We start from the raw sequence: 18,599 nt of genomic DNA, 5'->3' as shown, positions 1-18,599 counted from the left end.
ATTAATTATTATATCAAATTTCTTTAAAAAGTCAATAACTTTTTGAAGTTTTTTATAATAATTTTTGTACCTTCAAAACTAGATAATGTCATCATCAAACTTGTTAGTTAAGTCCTCGACCGATTAGTATCAGTCAGCTCCACGTGTCACCACGCTTCCACCTCTGACCTATCAACCTGATCGTCTCTCAGGGGTCTTACTAGCTTAACGCTATGGGAAATCTCATCTTGAGGGGGGCTTCATGCTTAGATGCTTTCAGCACTTATCCCTTCCACACATAGCTACCCAGCCATGCTCTTGGCAGAACAACTGGTACACCAGCGGTGTGTCCATCCCGGTCCTCTCGTACTAAGGACAGCTCCTCTCAAATTTCCTGCGCCCACGACGGATAGGGACCGAACTGTCTCACGACGTTCTGAACCCAGCTCGCGTACCGCTTTAATGGGCGAACAGCCCAACCCTTGGGACCGACTACAGCCCCAGGATGCGATGAGCCGACATCGAGGTGCCAAACCTCCCCGTCGATGTGGACTCTTGGGGGAGATAAGCCTGTTATCCCCGGGGTAGCTTTTATCCGTTGAGCGATGGCCCTTCCATGCGGAACCACCGGATCACTAAGCCCGACTTTCGTCCCTGCTCGACTTGTAGGTCTCGCAGTCAAGCTCCCTTATGCCTTTACACTCTTCGAATGATTTCCAACCATTCTGAGGGAACCTTTGGGCGCCTCCGTTACTCTTTAGGAGGCGACCGCCCCAGTCAAACTGCCCACCTGACACTGTCTCCGAGCCGGATCACGGCTCTAGGTTAGAATTTCAATACAGCCAGGGTAGTATCCCACCGACGCCTCCACCGAAGCTAGCGCTCCGGCTTCTCAGGCTCCTACCTATCCTGTACAAGCTGTACCAAAATTCAATATCAAGCTGCAGTAAAGCTCCACGGGGTCTTTCCGTCCTGTCGCGGGTAACCTGCATCTTCACAGGTACTATAATTTCACCGAGTCTATGGTTGAGACAGTGCCCAAATCGTTACGCCTTTCGTGCGGGTCGGAACTTACCCGACAAGGAATTTCGCTACCTTAGGACCGTTATAGTTACGGCCGCCGTTTACTGGGGCTTCAATTCAGAGCTTCTCCCGTAAGGGATAACCCCTCCTCTTAACCTTCCAGCACCGGGCAGGCGTCAGCCCCTATACTTCGCCTTGCGGCTTCGCAGAGACCTGTGTTTTTGCTAAACAGTCGCTTGGGCCTTTTCACTGCGGCTCTCCCGGGCATACACCCAAAAGAGCACCCCTTCTCCCGAAGTTACGGGGTCATTTTGCCGAGTTCCTTAACCATAGTTCTCTCGCTCACCTTAGGATTCTCTCCTCGCCTACCTGTGTCGGTTTGCGGTACAGGCACCTATTTCCTCGCTAGAAGCTTTTCTTGGCAGCGTAGAATCAGGAACTTCGGTACTATATTTCCCTCGCCATCACAACTCAGCCTTATGATGTGCGGATTTGCCTACACATCAGCCTAATTGCTTGGACGCGCATATCCAGCAGCGCGCTTACCCTATCTTTCTGCGTCCCTCCATTGCTCAAACGGAAATGAGGTGGTACAGGAATATCAACCTGTTGTCCATCGCCTACGCCTTTCGGCCTCGGCTTAGGTCCTGACTAACCCTGGGAGGACGAGCCTTCCCCAGGAAACCTTAGGCATACGGTGGACGGGATTCTCACCCGTCTTTCGCTACTCATACCGGCATTCTCACTTCTAAGCGCTCCACCAGTCCTTACGATCTAGCTTCAACGCCCTTAGAACGCTCCCCTACCACTGATACCATACGGTATCAATCCGCAGCTTCGGTGATACGTTTAGCCCCGTTACATTTTCGGCGCAGAGTCACTCGACCAGTGAGCTATTACGCACTCTTTAAATGGTGGCTGCTTCTAAGCCAACATCCTGGTTGTCTAAGCAACTCCACATCCTTTTCCACTTAACGTATACTTTGGGACCTTAGCTGGCGGTCTGGGCTGTTTCCCTCTTGACCACGGATCTTATCACTCGTAGTCTGACTCCTATGGATAAGTCATTGGCATTCGGAGTTTGACTGAATTCGGTAACCCGTTGGGGGCCCCTAGTCCAATCAGTGCTCTACCTCCAAGACTCTAACACATAAGGCTAGCCCTAAAGCTATTTCGGGGAGAACCAGCTATCTCCGAGTTCGATTGGAATTTCTCCGCTACCCACACCTCATCCCCGCACTTTTCAACGTGCGTGGGTTCGGACCTCCATTCAGTGTTACCTGAACTTCATCCTGGACATGGGTAGATCACTCGGTTTCGGGTCTACGACCACGTACTATATCGCCCTATTCAGACTCGCTTTCGCTGCGGCTCCGTCTCTTCAACTTAACCTTGCACGGGATCGTAACTCGCCGGTTCATTCTACAAAAGGCACGCCATCACTCGTTAACGAGCTCTGACTATTTGTAAGCACACGGTTTCAGGTTCTCTTTCACTCCCCTTCCGGGGTGCTTTTCACCTTTCCCTCACGGTACTGGTTCACTATCGGTCACTAGGTAGTATTTAGCCTTGGGAGATGGTCCTCCCAGATTCCGACGGAATTTCACGTGTTCCGCCGTACTCAGGATCCACTCAAGAGGGAACGAGGTTTCAACTACAGGGTTTTTACCTTCTTTGACGGACCTTTCCAGGTCGCTTCATTTACCCCGTTCCTTTGTAACTCCGTATAGAGTGTCCTACAACCCCAAGAGGCAAGCCTCTTGGTTTGGGCTATCTTCCGTTTCGCTCGCCGCTACTCAGGAAATCGCTATTGCTTTCTATTCCTCCAGGTACTTAGATGTTTCAGTTCCCTGGGTCTGTCCTCAGTACCCTATGTATTCAGGTAAAGATACTACTCCATTACGAGTAGTGGGTTTCCCCATTCGGAAATCTCCGGATCAAAGCTTACTTACAGCTCCCCGAAGCATATCGGTGTTAGTCCCGTCCTTCATCGACTCCTAGTGCCAAGGCATCCACCGTGCGCCCTTTCTAACTTAACTAATTTTAAAACTAATTGAATTAAACTTACGCAGTTTAATGAATGACATTATCTAGTTTTCAAGGTACAAAGTTGAGAGTGAACTCTCAAAACTAAACAAAACAATGAAGAAACATTTCATACATGAACCATCGGTTCATGATGTCTCCATAGAAAGGAGGTGATCCAGCCGCACCTTCCGATACGGCTACCTTGTTACGACTTCACCCCAATCATCTGTCCCACCTTAGGCGGCTGGCCCCTAAAAGGTTACCCCACCGACTTCGGGTGTTACAAACTCTCGTGGTGTGACGGGCGGTGTGTACAAGGCCCGGGAACGTATTCACCGCGGCATGCTGATCCGCGATTACTAGTGATTCCGGCTTCATGTAGGCGAGTTGCAGCCTACAATCCGAACTGAGAATAGTTTTATGGGATTAGCTCCACCTCGCGGTCTTGCAACCCTTTGTACTATCCATTGTAGCACGTGTGTAGCCCAGGTCATAAGGGGCATGATGATTTGACGTCATCCCCACCTTCCTCCGGTTTGTCACCGGCAGTCACCTTAGAGTGCCCAACTAAATGCTGGCAACTAAGATCAAGGGTTGCGCTCGTTGCGGGACTTAACCCAACATCTCACGACACGAGCTGACGACAACCATGCACCACCTGTCACTCTGTCCCCGAAGGGAAAGCCCTATCTCTAGGGTTGTCAGAGGATGTCAAGACCTGGTAAGGTTCTTCGCGTTGCTTCGAATTAAACCACATGCTCCACCACTTGTGCGGGCCCCCGTCAATTCCTTTGAGTTTCAGTCTTGCGACCGTACTCCCCAGGCGGAGTGCTTAATGCGTTAACTTCAGCACTAAAGGGCGGAAACCCTCTAACACTTAGCACTCATCGTTTACAGCGTGGACTACCAGGGTATCTAATCCTGTTTGCTCCCCACGCTTTCGCGCCTCAGCGTCAGTTACAGACCAGAAAGTCGCCTTCGCCACTGGTGTTCCTCCAAATCTCTACGCATTTCACCGCTACACTTGGAATTCCACTTTCCTCTTCTGCACTCAAGTTTCCCAGTTTCCAATGACCCTCCCCGGTTGAGCCGGGGGCTTTCACATCAGACTTAAGAAACCGCCTGCGCGCGCTTTACGCCCAATAATTCCGGACAACGCTTGCCACCTACGTATTACCGCGGCTGCTGGCACGTAGTTAGCCGTGGCTTTCTGGTTAGGTACCGTCAAGGTGCCAGCTTATTCAACTAGCACTTATTCTTCCCTAACAACAGAGCTTTACGACCCGAAGGCCTTCATCGCTCACGCGGCGTTGCTCCGTCAGACTTTCGTCCATTGCGGAAGATTCCCTACTGCTGCCTCCCGTAGGAGTCTGGGCCGTGTCTCAGTCCCAGTGTGGCCGATCACCCTCTCAGGTCGGCTACGCATCGTCGCCTTGGTGAGCCGTTACCTCACCAACTAGCTAATGCGCCGCGGGCCCATCTGTAAGTGATAGCCGAAGCCATCTTTCAATAAAGGAACAGGAGTTCCTTTATGTCATCCGGTATTAGCTCCGGTTTCCCGAAGTTATCCCAGTCTTACAGGTAGGTTGCCCACGTGTTACTCACCCGTCCGCCGCTAACTAATGGGAGCAAGCTCCCATTAGTCCGCTCGACTTGCATGTATTAGGCACGCCGCCAGCGTTCGTCCTGAGCCAGGATCAAACTCTCCATAAAAGTTAAGTTTAAATCTTGTATTGCTCAAAAAAACTAATAATTGACGTTTACTTCATGTTTTGTTTAGTTTTCAAAGTTCACTTAATCGCCCGTAAGCGACTTTTTAATATTACCATTTTGTAATATAGCCTGTCAACATTTTAAAAAAATATTTTTTAATTTGTTGAATCAGTTTTTGTTGTCGTTGAAGACAAGAAATAATATACCACGTATTCAAATATAACGTCAACACAAAATATGATTTTTTTTAAAATCTTTTCATGGACTAAGTGAACGGCCTTTTATTATTGCGAAAATGGAGTGCAATTATGCTTTTTACCCCCTATACGATTAATAAAGGGATAAGCTCCTATAGCGGTAATCTATTATACACGTCATATAAGATTTTCTTCTTTTGGACAATTTCATTTTTTACTCTTTCATTTAAGTTATGCGATGATAACTCTTTATCTAATTCGAATAGCGAGCGTATTATGAGCGACTCAATCTCTAATACATGCTCCTTATTTAAAAGTATTCCAAACATAAACCCAACTCCATGTTACTTTCGTCTTTAAGCAAATCCCGATTTTATTGTTCCAATACTTAGAACATTTAATCATTTCGTTTTGTAGCATACAAGCTTACTTAATCTCATATCCTTTATATAAGAACTTGGACAAGAAAGAAGGCGATTTTATGCTTTTTTACTTTTACATCACTTCAAAAAGGAAATTAAAGCAGTTTTCTTTAATTACTATTATTGCATTTTTCACAGCTTGCTTAGTTTATATACAAGCACCTAAAACATTTTCAACTTTTTCAACCAACAAGGGGCCAATGGCAATTTACAAAGGTGATGCCTCACAAAAAAATGTCGCTCTTACTTTTGATATAAGCTGGGGCGATGAAAATGTACTCAAAGTTTTGGACGTATTACGAAATCAAAAAATTACGAATGCCACTTTTTTCTTATCTGCATCATGGGCAGAGCGACATCCAGAGATCGTTGAAACCATCGTTAAACAAGGTCACGAAATTGGAACACTTGGATATCGTTATAAAAGCTACACTCAACTAACTCCAGTTGAAATGCAAAGAGATTTAAATAATTCAGCAGAAGTATTTAATCGTCTAGGCGTAAAAGACGTTAAGTTATTTAGACCACCAAATGGTGAATATAATAAAGAAGTTATAAAACTTGCTGCACGGAACAATCTTTCTGTGATTCATTGGAGTGTTAATACTGAAGACTGGAGAAATCCTGGGACAAATAAAATTGTTAAAAGCGTAGAAAATAATACTGATCCAGGCGCCATCATTTTGCTTCATGCAAGTGATTCCGCACTTCAAACTCCAAAAGCATTGCCATTAATTTGGTCCTACTTAAAAGACGAAGGATATAAAAATATAACTGTTTCTCAAATGATATCTAATACTAAAACAAATATTAAAATTGTAAAATAAAAAAGCTAAGAGATATTTCTCTTAGCTTTTTAGTATTTTGTGTAGAGTTAATAACTGATACGCATTACAAATAAATAACGGTACTAACATTAGAATTAACCACGAAAGATCATTCTGTCTTAATGCAGGAACCCATTCAACGATTGTAACGACAATCATAAAAAATAATGCTGGAATAAACGCCCCTTTGTTTGTTTCTTTCATTTTTATATAAGAAACAATTAAACTACCTACTAAAAGCACTATTGGGAATATTAAATATACAGTAAAAGCTTCTCCATGCGCATACTCTTTAAATCGAAAATAAGCTAGATCAAATAAAGCTAATATGATTAATACAATTTGAACTGTATTCCATAAAGACTTAAATAAGCCTAATCCAAATCTATGTATTGTCAAATATGCAAAGAATCCCATCTGACTTACTGCACTGAATACTAATCCTAATATAAATAAAAATGATACTTCTACTAGCAGCTTAATAAATCTACCATCTTGAACGTAACCTAAGTACTCTTTATAACCATAAAGAATACCTGTTATAATTGTTGCGATTCCACCAACTAGTAATGTTGTAAAAAATAATCGAACCAATTTCCGACTCGTCATTCGTTTCTTAATCCCCCGTTTTCACAAAGCTTCTGATTTTCTTCTTAAATTAACGATTCATATAAAACTTTATTAACTATTTAATCAATATAAATACCCTAATAATTTAATTCATGTCTAAATATTAGCAATGGTTATCGTATAACCATTACTAACAAAAAACAAGCATACAAATTAAAAGGGTATTGTTTATTATTTATTTAATACGATTTTTTCGACTACTTGCTCAGCAATCGACGTATAGATTTTACCAGTTGGGTGATCTTTATCATATATTGAAGGAGCAAAGTCCTCTTCATCCCAATCGGGCTGCTGTAAAGGTAGTTGTCCTAATAGAGTTGTTTGAAGCTCTTTTGCAAGCCTTTCTCCTCCACCTTTACCAAAAACATACTCTTTTTCGCTAGTTTTTTTACTTTCATAATAACTCATATTTTCTACAACACCAATAATTTCATGGTTTGTTTTTAATGCCATTACTCCCGCTCTAGCTGCAACAATTGAAGCTGTAGGATGTGGTGTTGTTACAATTATTTCCTTACAAGATGGTAACATGCTATGAACGTCTAACGCTACATCTCCAGTACCTGGTGGTAAATCTAATAATAAATAGTCTAAATCTCCCCATTCAACTTCTGTGAAAAACTGTTGTAGCATTTTACCAAGCATTGGACCTCTCCAAATAATTGGTGAATTATCTTCTACAAAAAATCCCATTGATATAACCTTTACTCCAAAACGTTCAACTGGAATAATACGCTCACCCCTGATCACAGGTCTTGTCGTAATTCCCATCATATCCGGTACACTAAAGCCATAAATATCAGCATCAATAATACCAACTTTTTTACCTAATCTTGCTAAAGAAACAGCTAAGTTTACAGAAACAGTTGATTTTCCTACTCCACCTTTTCCGCTTGCGATCGCTAAAAATTGTACTTTTTTATTATCTAAAAGTGAAAGTGTTGAGTTTTCTTCATTGCCTTCAATAAACTGACCTTTTTCTTCTTCTGTTAATTCAGTAAATCGAATTCCAACTGTATCAGCACCATTCTGCTTTAATAGCTGAACAATTTGTGTTTGAATTTGCATTTGTTCAGCTGTGCCCGTTTTCAACAATGCAATTTTAACGCTTACATGTTTCTTCTCTTCTTTTATCGATATTTCTTTAACAGCATCTAAATCTGCTAATGATTTATTTAAAAATGGCTCATTAATTGTACCTAAAAGTGATAATACTTGTTCATTAGTAAGCATATTTACACCTCGTTATCTTAATATACTAAATAGTATAACACATGTCTCATAGTTAGTCTTAAGTAACATTAATTAGTTAGTAAAAATGAAAACCACCGAATAATTCGGCGGTTCCTTATCGTAGAAGAAGTCCAAAGTATATGATTTTCAAACTAATTGAAAACGTTTGTCTTTCGAGGCACGAAGTCTGTGCGGAGCGGAGTTACCCTAAATGGTAATGAGCACCGTAAGCAGACGAAGTAACAATGAAAGCGAGCCTTTGCTGTTCCTTATCGTAGACGAAGTCCAAAAAATTTGATTTTCAAACTAATTGAAAACGTTTGTCTTTCGAGGCACAAAGTCTGTGCGGAGCGGAGTTACCCTAAAAGGTAATGAGCACCGTAAGCAGACGAAGTAACGAAGAAAGCGAGCGTTTGCCAATAGTTTGAAACACCGATTAATTTGGCGGTTCATTTTTATCTGTATAATATCTAATAACCCCTCTATATATAGCTGCAGCAAGTTTATCTTGATATTCTTCATCTCTTAACTGCTGAGTTTCTTCATAATTTGATAAAAAGCCAACTTCTACAAGCGCACCTGGTACTTTGGCATATTTCATCAAATAAACATGATTAATAATTTTCGCTAATCGATGAGTATTATTTAGACTTTCCCTTAACTCAGCTTGGACGTATTTTGCAAAACGCTCATTTTCAATTAATGAACCATAATAGAATGTTTGTGCACCTTTTGAAGATGTTCTTGGTAAGGAGTTTAAATGAATTGATATGTATAGGTCTGCGTTTGATCCATTAATAATTTCTACCCTTTTCCTTAAATCAACGCTTTTTCTTCTACTATATCCTTTCATTCCATCCTCTGCTAGATCGTAATCTCCATCTCTTGTCATAATAACCGTTGCGCCTTGACCTTGTAAATAATCCCTTAGTTTGTTTGTTATCGATAGAGCAACAACTTTTTCAATAACATCACCACCTGAAGCACCTCCATCTGGTCCACCATGCCCAGCATCCAAAACAATTACTTTTCCGTCTAGAGGTAGTCCTCTAAAATTCCAGGTCTTTGACGTTTTTTGTAATAAAGGTATACTCAAAATCAAAAAAACAAAGGTTACAATGATAACGATTAAATGCCATCTTTTCATTTTTTCTCCCCCTGATTGTCCTATAAAAAATATATGGGACAACTAGGAAGAATATGACTTACTTTGATAAACGAAGTCTATGTCTTCTTTCTCCTTTTACATATCCATCTAACCACCAACTATTTAAAAAGGATTTACATCGGTCAAATGGTTCTGTTTGAATATCATCCTTACGACCAAATACAGATGAATAAAATAAATAAGCTAACCATTCAGATTCTTTAGCTGATCTTTGTTTAACATTCTCAATTGGTTCACCATAAAAACCAAATCGGCTATATCTTGCACCCAATAAGTATGTTTCTACTGCTAGCTCTAAACAGTAATCTTCTCTTGCTTTTCTTTGGTTGATATCTGCGTCTATACAGTATGAAAATGAATCCTTTAATTGGGCTTTTAATTGCATTATTTTTAGTTCTTTTAATAAGCTCTTTTCAAATTTAATCTGCTTTGCTCTTCTTTTTTCTCGGAAATTTGTTATAAGATTCATGATGAAACCTCCCCGTAGCCATAGTCTAAGACGAAAAGGTGTGCTTCATTCAAAAACTACATACTTAATTTCTTCCATAAAAAAAAAGTAATTTTCATAAAAAACAAAGATTTTATATAATAGAAAATTTTCAAGACTAAAAAGGTCAACATGTACTTAAATAAAATAAAAAAGAGGGGTTTTAAAAAAACTTCCTACCCTCTTTCGTATTTTTAATTATCGAATGATTTCATTCTTTGTAAAAGTAATCCATCGCTTTTTTCATTTTCTCCATATACAAACTGAGGCATATGATATTTTAAATACTCTCCATATTTACTGTTTGTATTTAATACTAATTCATCTACAAAGTAGGCACCTTTTACTACAGTATCCAAAAATAAACTTGCAACTCCTGCATAAACTCCGCACGCGACTTGAAGATAGGTTGCATTTGTACCGTAATTAGCGAATGAATCTTTATTGTTCATAACATTATAGATATAACGTTCTTTATCTTCGTACACAAGTAAAACTCCAACTACGTCCTCTCCTACCAAGGGAGCTGTTGAAGGATCTAGAAGCTTTTTATCAAAACCCAATATTTCGTCAGTGTTTTTTAAATTATTTCTAATTAGATTTGTTGTATGCTCATTAACACGATACACAAAACCACTTTCTAAGTTGAACAATTTGCCAATAATAAATACTTCTTCATGTGGCATAAGACAACCATAAAAGACTTTTTCCCCTAACGATACTTTAAATTCAACAGAATAAACATCATCATACAAGAAGATTGGAATATTATGTTTAACAAACATAGGAAAGCTGGTGACTGCCTCTTCTAGGAAGCAATCTGGGGACCATGTGGTGTAAATTGTTTCTTTTTGAGCTATTGAAGGGTTTTCATAAAAAGAATTATCATGTTCAACAATGTAACATGCAAGAGGTTTCTCGGAAGGGAATTGGTTCATTAAATCGATTGCCATCCATTGTACAATTCCAGGATTCATGCCTGAACCAATAATTGCTGTAGTATTTTTAAACTTTCGTTTATTTTCCTCGAAGATACGTATGCGTTCTTTAAGTGGGAACCCAGAACTAATACTTTCATCTTCATCTACAATTTCACTTTCTAAAGCTGTGTTGACATACTTCACACCAAACTCATTACAACAGCGCAACATTTCAACAGAATCCGCTCTAGATACATCAACTACAATCACTGTATTACTCTCAATAAGATGTTTTTTCATTAAATCAATATTATTAACATTCATTTCATGAAATGTAACATTTTTTATTAAGTTAGGAATAATCCTTTCAAAATAGGATAGTTCTTTCTGTTTCAAATCAATTAAATGAAACCTGGTATTTTTCATTATCTGATGGATCGGATCTTTTGGATCCTTTGCCGCTTTATTAAATATAGAAAGTACTGCTTTTGCCACTCCGCCAGAACTACCTAATAGGGTAATAATCGCATCTTTTTCAAACATATAAACAACTCCATAAATTGGTTTAATATTAGCTTTTACTTTACTATATGAACCAATGGAAAAAGTGTTCGGACAAGTATCCTGTCTATCTAACCTATGCTAACTTTCATATTGAAAAAAAAAAAGCCTAACTAATAATTAGTTAATAGCTCTATTTTATCTAATTAATTATTTTTTCCATCTGTTTCTGGTTTTTCTAAAAGTTTCTTCTGTTCTTCCATACAAAATTCTTTAAATTTTTTACATTCTTCAATACACTCTTGTTTGCATTTTTCAATTTCTTCTTCGCGTTTCTTTTCTCTTTCAACGCGTAACTCAAATTCTCTATCTCTTTCTTTCTGATCGATTGGAGCAGTATCAGTTTTTAGAAGTGGAACATCTCCTCTTTGGATTGGCCCTATTCCCATTAAGGAACGCCATTCATTAGGAGTTAAGGAAGCTCGTTCTACCATTACGGAAAAGGCTAATTTTGTCGCAATAGATGCAAATTCTAAGTTTGATGCTTCAAAAACAATACGATTACCATTTTTTCGTTCGGCTGGGGTGAAGAATTTTCGTGTAAATTCATTATTTAGTTGGATGACTAAAGGATTAATTACAGCTTCATTGTAGGTATTCCATTCAACCTCGTTAAATGTACTTTGAACGATTTTTTCGTTCGTATTAAAAAAACTATAGATCCGACTGATCGCATCATTCGTTCTTTGTGCCTCAGGAGCATAATTACTTATGGGTACTTGTTGCAAAGTATATGAAGGCTCTGAAAAACCTGCTTTTATACCATCACCTGTAAATTTCATATAATTATTTACAAATTCATTCGTATTCTCAATCATATCTTCTTGATCCAGTACTTCCTTAAAGTTCAATAGCCAATTTATAAAGCGATTATTATTTACATTTCGGACGATGCTGTCATCTACCGAATCAATCACTTCTAATAACGGAAGTAAAGGATCATATGGTGGTGTACCAAATACATCATTACTATTAAAATCTTGTCTTAAATGAATGATATCGCTATAAGGTAAAATTAGTACATTTTTGGTTTTGAATGTGAATTTTAAAAAGATCAAACCTTGATTATTTTCAAGCACTTCAACTTTCGTACAAGGAATAGGAAAAATAGCGGTAGGATAACCAAAATCATTTCGCCTTATAAATGCAAACGCATTACTGTTTAGGTCAAGCTGAGTTACCATTTTCTCTAAGAGTAATTGCCTAGACATAAATGGATTTGGTTCTTGAAGCACATTATAAATCCATGGATCAGGGTTACTCTTGCATTCTCTATTATTTTCTCTAACATGCGTTACTTTTAGTTTTCCAATAGCATTGGCTTTAGGTCTAATACATGCCCTAATCACATCATTCTTAAATAATGTATTGCCTAATGTTAATTGGCCATCCCCTTCATCATTTAATAACTCAAAAGAACTAGTACTTGATTGAAAATTCATTTTGCCCATTATCCAGTGGATTAAGCCCAATGTACATCACCCCTAACGTAGATGGCCATAGGTATAATTTATTAAGGTATATTATTTTATTCTTTTAAAACTCATCTATGCTACAATTTAAGCTTTAATTATTAGAATTTTTTAATTATTTGTTATTTTAGACTATGAGTATACTATTAGTTTATTCCAAAAAGTAATCACATGCTAAAAGACCCTCACCTAAAAGCTTGAGGGCCTAATAAAATTTATTTTTAATATCTTTCAACTAAAAGCTGTTTCGATTCAAAGTATAAAACTTGTATAAATTTCTTTGCATTAATGCGAGTATGTGTTGAGGAAGTCAAGGATACTTGCTTCAATTCACTCATTCTTTGACGAACTGTTTCAAAATCAAAAAACTTTGAAGCATAATTTTCAAATTTAGGGTTCGCAAAATCCGCCAGTCCTATTGATGCTATATGGTTTAATGATTGATAAATTGCTCTACGAACTCGTTGTTCTGTTGATTTCCTTTCCCGCTCAACGTCTTCTTGAGAATTTACAACCCCTAGCTTTTTCAAACTGATGTGCGTGTATATATCCTTTAATGTAGGAAATCCTGCCTCTAAACCAAAACTTGTTTCATACTCATATAGGTAATTGAGCATATCAAGCAAGTCTTTGCTCCCATTTTCTCCCGCTATGCCAAGTTCTGATAATAGAACCTGTCCCCAATCCGTAATTTTCTTTTTATCAGACATTGGATTATGTTGATTGATTGAATTTACATCAAAAACATTACTTAATGATTTTTGAATATCAAGAATCGATCGCTCTAGTCGAATTCGTTCCATGACCTTTCTAACGACCGATATTACTTCAATTTTGTTCAATGGCTTAGTAATGTAATATTCAATACCGAGAGAATAAGCTTCTCCAATTAATTCTTTAGACTCCACTTGAGAAATCATAATAATTTTCCCTTTGAAAGAGGAGCCCATTCTCCGTATTGTTTCGATACCGTCCTGAAGGGGCATTAATAAATCGATAAATAATATATCAACATGATTTATTTCAAGCGTATTTGCATCTAAAAAAAAGCCGTCTTCCGCCTCACCAACAACTTCACCTAACTCTTCATCCTCTATAATTTGTGATAACATCGATCGAAAGACTTCATCATCATCTGTGATATAAAAATTCATAAATTCATCCTTTCTAAGACGAGAGCTCCGATTGGTAGTCGAATCGTAAAAATACATTCACTCTCTGTTTGATTGAGAATAACTTCTCCTCCCAGTTCTTCTGCCATTTCTTTGATATAGGATAAACCAATTCCTGTAGATGGAGTTCCATCATCGCTATATTTAGACGTAAATCCAGGTTTAAAAATAAGCTTCATATATTTTGAAGGAACTCCAGGTCCATTATCAATAACCTTACATTCAATCCAATCTTCAACTCTTTCTATTGACAAGAGAATCGTCCCTTTATGCTCTATAGCTTCAACTGCGTTCGCAACTAGGTTATTAATAAACGAAAGCATTAGATAGATATGATAGTGTGGATGTTGTCCCTTTATTTGAGAAATAAACTCAATTTTCTTTCCTAGCATGCCTGCATATTTTTGATTAATTCGGATAACCATCGTCACTAAATCATTTACACTCATATATTCAGGCAAACTTTCACTTGTAATAAGTTTAGAAAGTCCTGCAAAAATTCTTTGGTTATCCTTTTTTATTTCATGTACCTCTCCTGCAATTCTTAAAGAATTTCTCCCCCATTTTTCAATAGGAACACCTAAATCCTGTTTGTACTTACTCATGTCTCGATATAAATTGTAAGATTCTTTTGTTATTGTTTCGGCATTTTGTAATGTCTTTTTCAAATATACAGATTCTACATATAAATTGGATAAATGCATAAGCATATTTTCATTTTCTTTACGAGTTTGTGATTCCTTCAGTTTTAGCTCATAAAGTTTCATCATATTGATAAACGCTAATACAAAGAAGCTTCTAAACACCGCAATAATAATAATTTTGTTTAACTCGTCGACTGTAAGTGAAGAACCCATTCCATATAGTTGAAGTATTAATTCGATTAAACTAGAAGTGATTTCAATCGTAATACCGAAGATTCCTATTAGTAAAGGATGCTGAAACCGATTCACCTTCAGTAAATAAAATAAAACGGAATATGAAAAATAATATAAGAAAGTAGGAAATCTAACCGAAAAAGATGAAGCAAGATTAAAATCGGTCAATACTAACCAATCTAGTCCAACACGGAATACAAAGACAGATATGCCTATCAATAGTCCTATTAAAACAGAATGATAATTCCTAAAATACAATAAAGAAAAGAAAAAAATTGGGGTTCCAAAACTAACGCGGAATATATTATCAAATGGATGAAAGTTCAGTTCACCCGCTATTGGAACTATAACCATAAGTGCAATAACAATCCAGAAATCTTTACCTTGCAATCCTTTAGATTTCAAATCCGCCACTTCCTGATTTTTGCTACTAGTATATCGCCTTGTTGTTATTAACACAATGATCCTCCATACTACTAAATTTCATAAGAAAATACAGCTTGATAATACAAGCTGTATTTTTTGTTTTTTTATATAGTGACTAATTCTTTTGCAGCTTTAATTTGACGATAAGCAGGCTCCCACATTGCGTTTCGTACTGCTTGCTCAATATCGTCGTGTACAACTCGAGCTACTCCATCTGCAACTGCTGCTTTTGCTACTTCAATCGCAACTACTTCAGAAATAGTACGTAGATTCTCGATTTGAGGAAGTAAAGGTGCACCTAATTTACTTACATCAATCATTTCCGCTACAGCTTCTGCAGCCGCTGCAAACATTCCATCAGTAATAATACTAGCACGTGAAACATTTGTTCCAAGTCCTAAGCCTGGGAAAATAAGCGCGTTATTTGATTGACCAATTACATAAACCGTTTTGTTATATGTTACTGGAGCAAAAGGACTTCCTGTTGCTACTAATGCTCTTCCTTCAGTCCACTTGATTAAATCAGAAGGTTTTGCTTCTGCAAGTGGTGTAGGATTGGACATCGGTAAAATTACAGGTCGTTCAACATGTGCTGCCATATCTTTTACAATCTCTTCTGTGAAAGCGCCGGCAACAGTTGAAGTACCGATTAAGATTGTAGGATGAACTTGGCTTACAACTTCAGCTAAGCTTGCACCTGAGTTATTTTCCTCGATTGGGCGTGCATACGGTTGTTGGAAGTCGAACAACCCTTCCATATCCTCTGCAAGCAATCCATTTCGGTCAATACACCAGAATCTGCGGTTTGCTAATTCGAATGAAAGGCCTTCACGTACCATTGCATCACGTACTTGATCTGCGATTCCAATACCAGCCGCTCCTGCACCAAATACAACTACACGATGTTCACTAAGCGGAATACCAGATGCATTCACTGCTGCTAGCACAGCTGCAAGTGACACAGCTCCTGTGCCTTGAATATCATCATTGAAAGTACAAACTTGGTGACGATACTTATCTAATATGTTTCGTGCATTTTTAGAGCTAAAATCCTCCCAATGAAGTAATGCATTTGGGAATTTTTCTACAGCAGTTGTTACAAACTTATCAATGAACGCATCATATCGACTATCGCGAACGCGAGGATGACGGTTTCCAACATAAAATGGATTATCTAGTAGCTCTTCGCGATCAGTACCAACATCTAAAACGACTGGCAATACTCGTGTTGGATCAATACCTGCCGCAGCTGTATATACAGCTAATTTACCAATTGCGATATTAATACCGCCAACTCCCCAGTCACCAATTCCTAATATTCCTTCACCGTCAGTAATAACGATTAAATCAATTTCATCTGAATTTGCGCCATAATTATCAAATGCTTGCGCAATACCATCTTCTTCATTAATTGAAAGATATATACCACGAGGTCTTCTATATTCATTGCTATAACGTTGAATTGCTAACCCAACTGTAGGTGTATAAACAACCGGAAGCATTTCAGGTAAGTGATCAGTTAGTACTCGATAAAATAATGTTTCATTACGATCATGTAAAGCTGATAATGCAACATTTTTATGCAAATCAGTCGGTTGTGACGAAAATTGCGCGTAAGCTCGTTTAGCTTGCTCCTCAAGCGTCAGTACAGCTGGCGGTAATAATCCTGTTAAACCTAATTCTTTTCGTTCCTCTTGAGTAAATGCAACTCCTTTATTAAGCATTGGCACACCTAATAATTCGGCACCACGCAAGGTAGTCTCCACTTCTCCATTCGAACCTACCTTGAATTTATGCATATAATCCCATCCCTTTTCTATCTAATTTATTTTTATCTTTTTTTGTTAAGCAAAAAAGGGCTTTTCGCCCTTACTTTGAAAGTATTAATTGTCAGACTGATTGAAACCGATGTATCTTTCAATCCGCAAGGCCAGAAGTGGTGCTAAATTTACATACATGGCACTTTAAGCACCACAAACAGGCTAAGCAAATAGAAAGTGAGCGTTTATCAGTAGGCTGACTGTTTTATTGACGTTCTAAAAGAACTGCACCAGCAATACCAGGGTGAGTCATTTCAAATGGATCTAAAATAAGATCGAGCTCATCTTCAGATAATACGTCATATTTTAAGCAAAGTTCACGAATTGGCTTTCCTGTTAAAATAGCTTCTCTTGCTATTCTCGCAGCAACTTCATAACCGATATGTGGATTAACAGCTGTAATTAGACCAACGCTCTTTTCTACATATTCCTTCATTCTGTCTTCATTAGCTTCAATTCCTTTTAAACAATTATCTGTGAATACACGGAATGCATTATTCATGATGTTAATTGATTGAAGTAAATTAAATACTAAAACAGGCTCCATAACGTTTAATTCTAATTGTCCTGCTTCAGACGCTAAACAGATTGTATGATCATTACCGATTACTTGGAATGCCACTTGGTTAATTACTTCTGCCATTACAGGATTTACTTTACCAGGCATAATAGATGAACCAGGTTGACGTGCTGGTAATGAAATTTCACCAAGTCCAGCGCGTGGGCCAGAAGCCATTAAACGTAAATCATTCGCAATCTTAGACATATTCATCATACATACTTTTAGAGCAGCCGATACTTCTGTGTAAGCATCAGTGTTTTGAGTAGCATCAACAAGATGCTCAGCTCCTACAAGTGATAAGCCGCTGATTTCGGCAAGTTGCTTAACAACTAGTTCAATATAGCGGGGATCTGCATTTAAACCCGTTCCAACCGCTGTAGCTCCCATATTTACTTCATATAGGTGCTGACGAGATTGTTCGATACGTTTTATATCACGACCAAGCACTCGAGAATATGCTTCGAATTCTTGTCCTAAACGGATAGGTACTGCATCTTGTAAGTGAGTACGACCCATTTTAATTACATGGTCAAATTCTTTTGCCTTTAACTCAAATACATCACGCATATAATTCATTGTGTTTAATAATTTTTCTAACATATTTAAAGTCGCGATATGAATTGCAGTTGGGAATGCATCATTTGTAGACTGCGACATATTTACATGGGTATTTGGACTAATGCAGAAATAGTCGCCTTTTTCTTTACCTAGTATTTCAAGCGCACGATTTGCAATAACTTCATTTGCATTCATATTCATTGATGTCCCTGCTCCACCTTGAATCGGATCAACAATGAACTGATCGTGCCATTTGCCCTCAATAATTTCTTGAGCTGCCTCTGCAATCGCTTTACCATTTCCCTCATAAAGGCGTTTTGTTTCTACGTTAGCAAGTGCTGCTGCCTTCTTTACAATTGCTAAAGCTTTAATAAGCTCTTCGTGAATTTTATAACCAGTAATAGGAAAATTCTCAACTGCGCGTAATGTTTGGACACCATAGTAGGCATCTGCTGGAATTTCTTTTTCCCCTAAAAAATCTTTTTCAATGCGTATGTTTGGTTTACTTTCAATAGCCGCCATT

At 38.2% G+C, this 18,599-nt stretch carries 12 protein-coding genes and 2 rRNA genes; 1 reads left to right on the top strand and 13 read right to left on the bottom strand.

What is annotated here, in order from left to right:
* Window positions 1–103 precede the first annotated feature (103 nt).
* The 3 genes from MY490_RS00950 to MY490_RS00940 form a co-directional block, all read right to left on the bottom strand.
* A 23S ribosomal RNA gene (locus MY490_RS00950) occupies window positions 104–3,041 on the bottom strand.
* 152 nt (window positions 3,042–3,193) lie between these two features.
* Window positions 3,194–4,743 (bottom strand): 16S ribosomal RNA (locus tag MY490_RS00945).
* Together the 16S and 23S rRNA genes form the textbook arrangement of a ribosomal RNA operon.
* A 349-nt stretch (window positions 4,744–5,092) precedes the next feature.
* A complete protein-coding gene (locus MY490_RS00940; RefSeq protein ID WP_248267619.1) occupies window positions 5,093–5,269 on the bottom strand; it encodes a hypothetical protein in 177 nt (58 codons plus the stop codon).
* A gap of 152 nt (window positions 5,270–5,421) precedes the next feature.
* On the opposite strand from MY490_RS00940, the gene pdaB reads away from it, so the two are divergent.
* A complete protein-coding gene (pdaB, locus tag MY490_RS00935; protein ID WP_248267618.1) occupies window positions 5,422–6,189 on the top strand; it encodes a polysaccharide deacetylase family sporulation protein PdaB in 768 nt (255 codons plus the stop codon).
* 21 nt (window positions 6,190–6,210) lie between these two features.
* Here pdaB and MY490_RS00930 read toward each other — a convergent pair whose 3' ends face one another.
* The 10 genes from MY490_RS00930 to aspA form a co-directional block, all read right to left on the bottom strand.
* Window positions 6,211–6,798: a KinB-signaling pathway activation protein gene (locus tag MY490_RS00930; RefSeq protein ID WP_248267617.1), complete on the bottom strand. Its 588-nt coding sequence runs from the start codon at window positions 6,796–6,798 to the stop codon at window positions 6,211–6,213.
* 192 nt (window positions 6,799–6,990) lie between these two features.
* On the bottom strand, window positions 6,991–8,052 hold the full coding sequence (locus tag MY490_RS00925) for an Mrp/NBP35 family ATP-binding protein (RefSeq protein ID WP_248267616.1): 1,062 nt from the start codon (window positions 8,050–8,052) through the stop codon (window positions 6,991–6,993).
* Between the two features lie 436 nt (window positions 8,053–8,488).
* Entirely contained in the window at window positions 8,489–9,199 is a 711-nt protein-coding gene (cwlD, locus tag MY490_RS00920) for an N-acetylmuramoyl-L-alanine amidase CwlD (protein ID WP_248267615.1), read from the bottom strand.
* A gap of 58 nt (window positions 9,200–9,257) precedes the next feature.
* Entirely contained in the window at window positions 9,258–9,689 is a 432-nt protein-coding gene (locus MY490_RS00915) for a DUF2521 family protein (protein ID WP_248267614.1), read from the bottom strand.
* Between the two features lie 212 nt (window positions 9,690–9,901).
* Window positions 9,902–11,170, bottom strand: a complete 1,269-nt coding sequence (locus MY490_RS00910; protein WP_248267613.1) for a saccharopine dehydrogenase family protein — start codon at window positions 11,168–11,170, stop codon at window positions 9,902–9,904.
* A gap of 164 nt (window positions 11,171–11,334) precedes the next feature.
* A complete protein-coding gene (locus MY490_RS00905) occupies window positions 11,335–12,630 on the bottom strand; it encodes a phage portal protein (RefSeq protein WP_248267612.1) in 1,296 nt (431 codons plus the stop codon).
* A gap of 251 nt (window positions 12,631–12,881) precedes the next feature.
* Window positions 12,882–13,814 (bottom strand): response regulator, encoded by a 933-nt coding sequence (locus MY490_RS00900; RefSeq protein WP_248267611.1) that lies wholly within the window; start codon window positions 13,812–13,814, stop codon window positions 12,882–12,884.
* Window positions 13,811–15,064, bottom strand: a complete 1,254-nt coding sequence (locus MY490_RS00895; RefSeq protein ID WP_248269291.1) for an ATP-binding protein — start codon at window positions 15,062–15,064, stop codon at window positions 13,811–13,813. Before MY490_RS00895 ends, MY490_RS00900 begins: the two co-directional genes overlap by 4 nt.
* 176 nt (window positions 15,065–15,240) lie before the next feature.
* Entirely contained in the window at window positions 15,241–16,935 is a 1,695-nt protein-coding gene (locus MY490_RS00890; protein ID WP_248267610.1) for an NAD-dependent malic enzyme, read from the bottom strand.
* Window positions 16,936–17,161: 226 nt separating this feature from the next.
* Entirely contained in the window at window positions 17,162–18,598 is a 1,437-nt protein-coding gene (gene aspA / locus MY490_RS00885; RefSeq protein WP_248267609.1) for an aspartate ammonia-lyase, read from the bottom strand.
* Between the last annotated feature and the right edge of the window lies 1 nt (window position 18,599).

Origin of the sequence: Gottfriedia acidiceleris (assembly GCF_023115465.1) — a bacterium.
In the GTDB taxonomy this organism is placed as follows: Bacteria; Bacillota; Bacilli; order Bacillales; family Bacillaceae_G; genus Gottfriedia; species Gottfriedia acidiceleris_B.
This window is presented reverse-complemented; position numbering and strand designations above follow the sequence as displayed.

Coding starts and splice junctions, on each gene's coding strand:
- MY490_RS00900 (WP_248267611.1), bottom strand. CDS start 13,814: ATGAATTTTTATATCACAGATGATGATGAAGTCTTTCGATCGATGTTA.
- MY490_RS00910 (WP_248267613.1), bottom strand. CDS start 11,170: ATGTTTGAAAAAGATGCGATTATTACCCTATTAGGTAGTTCTGGCGGA.
- pdaB (WP_248267618.1), top strand. CDS start 5,422: ATGCTTTTTTACTTTTACATCACTTCAAAAAGGAAATTAAAGCAGTTT.
- MY490_RS00895 (WP_248269291.1), bottom strand. CDS start 15,064: ATGGTTATAGTTCCAATAGCGGGTGAACTGAACTTTCATCCATTTGAT.
- MY490_RS00915 (WP_248267614.1), bottom strand. CDS start 9,689: ATGAATCTTATAACAAATTTCCGAGAAAAAAGAAGAGCAAAGCAGATT.
- MY490_RS00940 (WP_248267619.1), bottom strand. CDS start 5,269: ATGTTTGGAATACTTTTAAATAAGGAGCATGTATTAGAGATTGAGTCG.
- aspA (WP_248267609.1), bottom strand. CDS start 18,598: ATGGCGGCTATTGAAAGTAAACCAAACATACGCATTGAAAAAGATTTT.
- cwlD (WP_248267615.1), bottom strand. CDS start 9,199: ATGAAAAGATGGCATTTAATCGTTATCATTGTAACCTTTGTTTTTTTG.
- MY490_RS00930 (WP_248267617.1), bottom strand. CDS start 6,798: ATGACGAGTCGGAAATTGGTTCGATTATTTTTTACAACATTACTAGTT.
- MY490_RS00905 (WP_248267612.1), bottom strand. CDS start 12,630: ATGAATTTTCAATCAAGTACTAGTTCTTTTGAGTTATTAAATGATGAA.
- MY490_RS00925 (WP_248267616.1), bottom strand. CDS start 8,052: ATGCTTACTAATGAACAAGTATTATCACTTTTAGGTACAATTAATGAG.
- MY490_RS00890 (WP_248267610.1), bottom strand. CDS start 16,935: ATGCATAAATTCAAGGTAGGTTCGAATGGAGAAGTGGAGACTACCTTG.